3 rRNA genes are annotated in these 5,490 nt (G+C 56.8%); all 3 read left to right on the top strand.

Going from position 1 to position 5,490, the window contains the following annotated elements:
• The first annotated feature begins 310 nt into the window (after positions 1 to 310).
• The 3 genes from ACYVD1_RS34240 to rrf all read left to right on the top strand — a co-directional run bounded on the left by ACYVD1_RS34240 (position 311) and on the right by rrf (position 5,475).
• A 16S ribosomal RNA gene (locus ACYVD1_RS34240) occupies positions 311 to 1,845 on the top strand.
• A gap of 320 nt (positions 1,846 to 2,165) precedes the next feature.
• Positions 2,166 to 5,258: ribosomal RNA gene (locus ACYVD1_RS34235) — 23S ribosomal RNA — on the top strand.
• A 101-nt stretch (positions 5,259 to 5,359) separates the two neighbouring features.
• A 5S ribosomal RNA gene (gene rrf / locus ACYVD1_RS34230) occupies positions 5,360 to 5,475 on the top strand.
• Together the 16S, 23S and 5S rRNA genes form the textbook arrangement of a ribosomal RNA operon.
• The last annotated feature ends 15 nt before the right edge of the window (positions 5,476 to 5,490 follow it).

Raw genomic sequence — 5,490 nt, 5'->3', positions numbered from 1 at the left:
CGCCGATTTGGCGGGGTGCGGAACACCTGATAAAGTAAAGAACACAAAGAAGCGGAAACGCAGACGCCTTCCACGGAAGAGCAGCCAGGGCGAGAGTTCAGGCGCTTGTACGGGAAGAGTGATTGTTTCTTGAGAACTCAACAGCGCGTGTTTGATTTTCTTTAAGCCATGTTTGTTTTGGCCCCGACGCACCGTAGGTGCGTAGGGTTCCTTTGATTAACCAACGCGAGTTGGTTGGTCAGGATTTCTTCTAGGTTTGCCCACCCCAGGCTGCACCCCTTTGCGGGTCGCCGGGATGGGTTGTTGGACCTTTATGGAGAGTTTGATCCTGGCTCAGGACGAACGCTGGCGGCGTGCTTAACACATGCAAGTCGAGCGGTAAGGCCCTTCGGGGTACACGAGCGGCGAACGGGTGAGTAACACGTGAGCAACCTGCCCCTGACTCTGGGATAAGCGGTGGAAACGCCGTCTAATACCGGATACGACACACCGTCTCATGGCGTGTGTGTGGAAAGTTTTTTCGGTCAGGGATGGGCTCGCGGCCTATCAGCTTGTTGGTGGGGTAAAGGCCTACCAAGGCGATTACGGGTAGCCGGCCTGAGAGGGCGACCGGCCACACTGGGACTGAGACACGGCCCAGACTCCTACGGGAGGCAGCAGTGGGGAATATTGCACAATGGGCGAAAGCCTGATGCAGCGACGCCGCGTGGGGGATGACGGCCTTCGGGTTGTAAACCTCTTTTACCATCAACGCAGGCTCCGGGTTCTCCCGGGGTTGACGGTAGGTGGGGAATAAGGACCGGCTAACTACGTGCCAGCAGCCGCGGTAATACGTAGGGTCCGAGCGTTGTCCGGAATTATTGGGCGTAAAGAGCTCGTAGGCGGCGTGTCGCGTCTGCTGTGAAAGACCGGGGCTTAACTCCGGTTTGGCAGTGGATACGGGCACGCTAGAGGTAGGTAGGGGAGACTGGAATTCCTGGTGTAGCGGTGAAATGCGCAGATATCAGGAGGAACACCGGTGGCGAAGGCGGGTCTCTGGGCCTTACCTGACGCTGAGGAGCGAAAGCATGGGGAGCGAACAGGATTAGATACCCTGGTAGTCCATGCCGTAAACGTTGGGCGCTAGGTGTGGGGACTTTCCACGGTTTCCGCGCCGTAGCTAACGCATTAAGCGCCCCGCCTGGGGAGTACGGCCGCAAGGCTAAAACTCAAAGGAATTGACGGGGGCCCGCACAAGCGGCGGAGCATGTTGCTTAATTCGACGCAACGCGAAGAACCTTACCAAGGTTTGACATCACCCGTGGACCTGTAGAGATACAGGGTCATTTAGTTGGTGGGTGACAGGTGGTGCATGGCTGTCGTCAGCTCGTGTCGTGAGATGTTGGGTTAAGTCCCGCAACGAGCGCAACCCTTATTCCATGTTGCCAGCACGTAGTGGTGGGGACTCATGGGAGACTGCCGGGGTCAACTCGGAGGAAGGTGGGGACGACGTCAAGTCATCATGCCCCTTATGTCTTGGGCTGCAAACATGCTACAATGGCCGGTACAATGGGCGTGCGATACCGTAAGGTGGAGCGAATCCCTTAAAGCCGGTCTCAGTTCGGATTGGGGTCTGCAACTCGACCCCATGAAGGTGGAGTCGCTAGTAATCGCGGATCAGCAACGCCGCGGTGAATACGTTCCCGGGCCTTGTACACACCGCCCGTCACGTCATGAAAGTCGGCAACACCCGAAACTTGTGGCCTAACCCCTTGTGGGAGGGAATGAGTGAAGGTGGGGCTGGCGATTGGGACGAAGTCGTAACAAGGTAGCCGTACCGGAAGGTGCGGCTGGATCACCTCCTTTCTAAGGAGTCTTTTTCAGATCAGCTTTTTCCTATGGCTGGTCGGACTCGGAAGTGGACCCGACGGTGGGAGCCCTGGTGGTTCTCCTGTTCGGGAGTGGCTGAAGAAAATTGGACTTTTCCTCCGGCGGTCTAGAAGCGTCGGGGGGCGCGCTGTTGGGTGTCTGAGGAAGCAACCTGTGTGGTTGGTTTCCCTCTTGCCACCTCCGGTAACTCCCGCCTCTGGTGGTCCTTCGGGGCCTTGGGGCGGTTTGAGGTAGGGGAGTTTGTGGTTGGTGTTTTGATTTGTGAATAGTGTGCGCGAGCATCTTATTATCTGTAGTGGCCAAGTGATAGTGGCACACGGTGGATGCCTTGGCATCAGGCGCCGATGAAGGACGTGGGAGGCCACGATAGGCCGCGGGGAGCTGTCAACCGAGCTTTGATCCGCGGGTGTCCGAATGGGGAAACCTAGCCCGAGTTGTGTCGGGTTGCCGCTACCTGAATGTATAGGGTAGTTGGTGGTGACGCGGGGAAGTGAAACATCTCAGTACCCGTAGGAAGAGTAAACAACAGTGATTCTCTTAGTAGTGGTGAGCGAACGGGGATGAGGCTAAACCGTATGCGTGTGATAGACGACAGTCGTTGCGTGTGCGGGGTTGTGGGGTGCATCTTTTCGGGTCTGTCGGCCCGGAGCGCTGATGGTTCTTCTAGCTGAATCCGTTGGGAAGCGGTACCGGAGTGGGTGAGAGTCCCGTAGGTGAAGGAAGAGTCTAGGTGTTGGTGTGTTCCCGAGTAGCGCGGAGCCCGAGAAATTCCGTGTGAATCTGGCAGGACCACCTGCTAAGCCAAAATACGTCCTGATGACCGATAGTGCACTAGTACCGTGAGGGAAAGGTGAAAAGTGCCCCGGTGAGGGGTCGTGAAATAGTACCTGAAACCGTGTGCTGTCAAGCCGTCAGAGCTGAAGCTGGTCTTTGGTGATGGCGTGCCTTTTGAAGAATGAGCCTGCGAGTCATGGTGTGTGGCGAGGTTAACCCGGGTGGGGTAGCCGTAGGGAAACCGAGTCTGAATAGGGCGTTGGAGTCGCATGCTGTGGACCCGAAGCGGAGTGATCTACCCATGTCCAGGGTGAAGCGGGGGTAAGACCTCGTGGAGGCCCGAACCCACCAGAGTTGAAAATCTGGGGGATGAGGTGTGGGTAGGGGTGAAAGGCCAATCAAACTCCGTGATAGCTGGTTCTCCCCGAAATGCATTTAGGTGCAGCGTCACGTGTTTCTTGCTGGAGGTAGAGCTACTGTTTGGCTGATGGGCCCGACCAGGTTACTGACGTCAGACAAACTCCGAATGCCGGTGAAGTGAAGCGTGGCAGTGAGACTGCGGGGGATAAGCTTCGTAGTCGAGAGGGAAACAGCCCAGATCATCAGCTAAGGCCCCTAAGCGTGTGCTAAGTGGGAAAGGTTGTGGAGTTGCCCAGACAACCAGGAGGTTGGCTTAGAAGCAGCCATCCTTTAAAGAGTGCGTAATAGCTCACTGGTCAAGTGGTTCTGCGCCGATAATGTAGCGGGGCTGAAGTACACCGCCGAAGCTGTGAAGCTCCGAGTTTTCTCGGGGTTGGTAGGGGAGCGTCGTGCATCCACAGAAGCTGCCGAGTGATCGTGTGGTGGAGGGTGTGCGAGTGAGAATGCAGGCATGAGTAGCGAGAGCAGCGTGAGAAACGTTGCCGCCGATTGACTAAGGGTTCCTGGGGCAGGTTAATCCGCCCAGGGTGAGTCTGGACCTAAGGCGAGGCCGACAGGCGTAGTCGATGGATAACGGGTTGATATTCCCGTACCCGTGCACGAGCGTCCAGTACTGAGGCCTTTGATGCTAACCACGCTGGTTCTTGGCACTCCCTTCGGGGAGGGCCTGTGGACCGGTCTGGGATCCGATTTGGTAGTAGGTAAGTGATGGGGTGACGCAGGAGGGTAGCTCTACCCGGCGGTGGTTGTCCGGGGGTAAGCGTGTAGGCCGGTGTGTAGGCAAATCCGCACACCGTGGTGGCTGAGACGTGATGCCGAGCCGTTTTTGGTGAAGTGAGTGATCCCATGCTGTCGAGAAAAGCCTCTAGCGAGTTCGTGTGTGGCCAGTACCCTAAACCGACGCAGGTGGTCAGGTAGAGAATACCGAGGCGTTCGGGTGAACCATGGTTAAGGAACTCGGCAAATTGTCCCCGTAACTTTGGGAGAAGGGGAGCCCTGTCTGGTGATGGACCTTTGCGTCTTGAGCTGGGTGGGGTCGCAGATAGCGGGGGGAAGCGACTGTTTATTAAAAACACAGGTCCGTGCGAAGTCGTAAGACGCTGTATACGGACTGACGCCTGCCCGGTGCTGGAACGTTAAGAGGACTGGTTAGTGGGTTTTGGCCCGCGAAGCTAGGAATCTAAGCGCCAGTAAACGGCGGTGGTAACTATAACCATCCTAAGGTAGCGAAATTCCTTGTCGGGTAAGTTCCGACCTGCACGAATGGCGTAACGACTTCCCCACTGTCTCAACCATGGGCCCGGTGAAATTGCACTACGAGTAAAGATGCTCGTTTCGCGCAGCAGGACGGAAAGACCCCGGGACCTTCACTATAGCTTGACATTGGTGTTTGGGATGGTTTGTGTAGGATAGGTGGGAGCCGTTGATACTGCCACGCTAGTGGTGGTGGAGGCGTTGGTGAAATACCACTCTGACTGTTTCGGGCATCTAACTTTGGACCGTGATCCGGTTCGGGGACAGTGTCTGGTGGGTAGTTTAACTGGGGCGGTTGCCTCCTAAAGAGTAACGGAGGCGCCCAAAGGTTCCCTCAGCCTGGTTGGTAATCAGGTGTTGAGTGTAAGTGCACAAGGGAGCTTGACTGTGAGACGGACGTGTCGAGCAGGAGCGAAAGCTGGGACTAGTGATCCGGCACCGGCGTGTGGAAGCGGTGTCGCTCAACGGCTAAAAGGTACCCCGGGGATAACAGGCTGATCTTCCCCAAGAGTCCATATCGACGGGATGGTTTGGCACCTCGATGTCGGCTCGTCGCATCCTGGGGCTGTAGTTGGTCCCAAGGGTTGGGCTGTTCGCCCATTAAAGCGGCACGCGAGCTGGGTTTAGAACGTCGTGAGACAGTTCGGTCCCTATCCGCTGTGCGCGTTGGAGACTTGAGAAGGGCTGTCCCTAGTACGAGAGGACCGGGACGGACGAACCTCTGGTGTGCCAGTTGTTCTGCCAAGGGCATGGCTGGTTTGCTACGTTCGGGAGAGATAACCGCTGAAAGCATCTAAGCGGGAAGCTTGCTTCGAGATGAGGTCTCCTGCCTCCTTTGAGAGGGTAAGGCCCCCTGTAGACGACGGGGTTGATAGGCCGGGTGTGGAAGCCTTGTGAGGGGTGGAGCTGACCGGTACTAATAGGCCGAGGGCTTGTCCGCTGCAGATAATTGGGTGCTCGCGCATATTTGTTCACGAAGCTTGCTCGTGGCTGCTGTTCCCCTGTGGGTTGGGGTTGAGTGGTGGTTGTGGGTGTTGGTTTCCGTGGTGGTTTTGGCAGGAGGGTCACACTCGGTCTCATTTCGAACCCGGTCGTTAAGTCTCCTTGCGCTGATGGTACTGCCCTGTGGTGGGGTGGGAGAGTAGGTCGCTGCCACGGTTTTTCTTTGGGGGG

This window comes from Nocardiopsis nanhaiensis, assembly GCF_054778635.1.
Note: the sequence above shows the minus strand (reverse complement) of the source record. Positions and strands in the feature narration are given on the sequence as shown.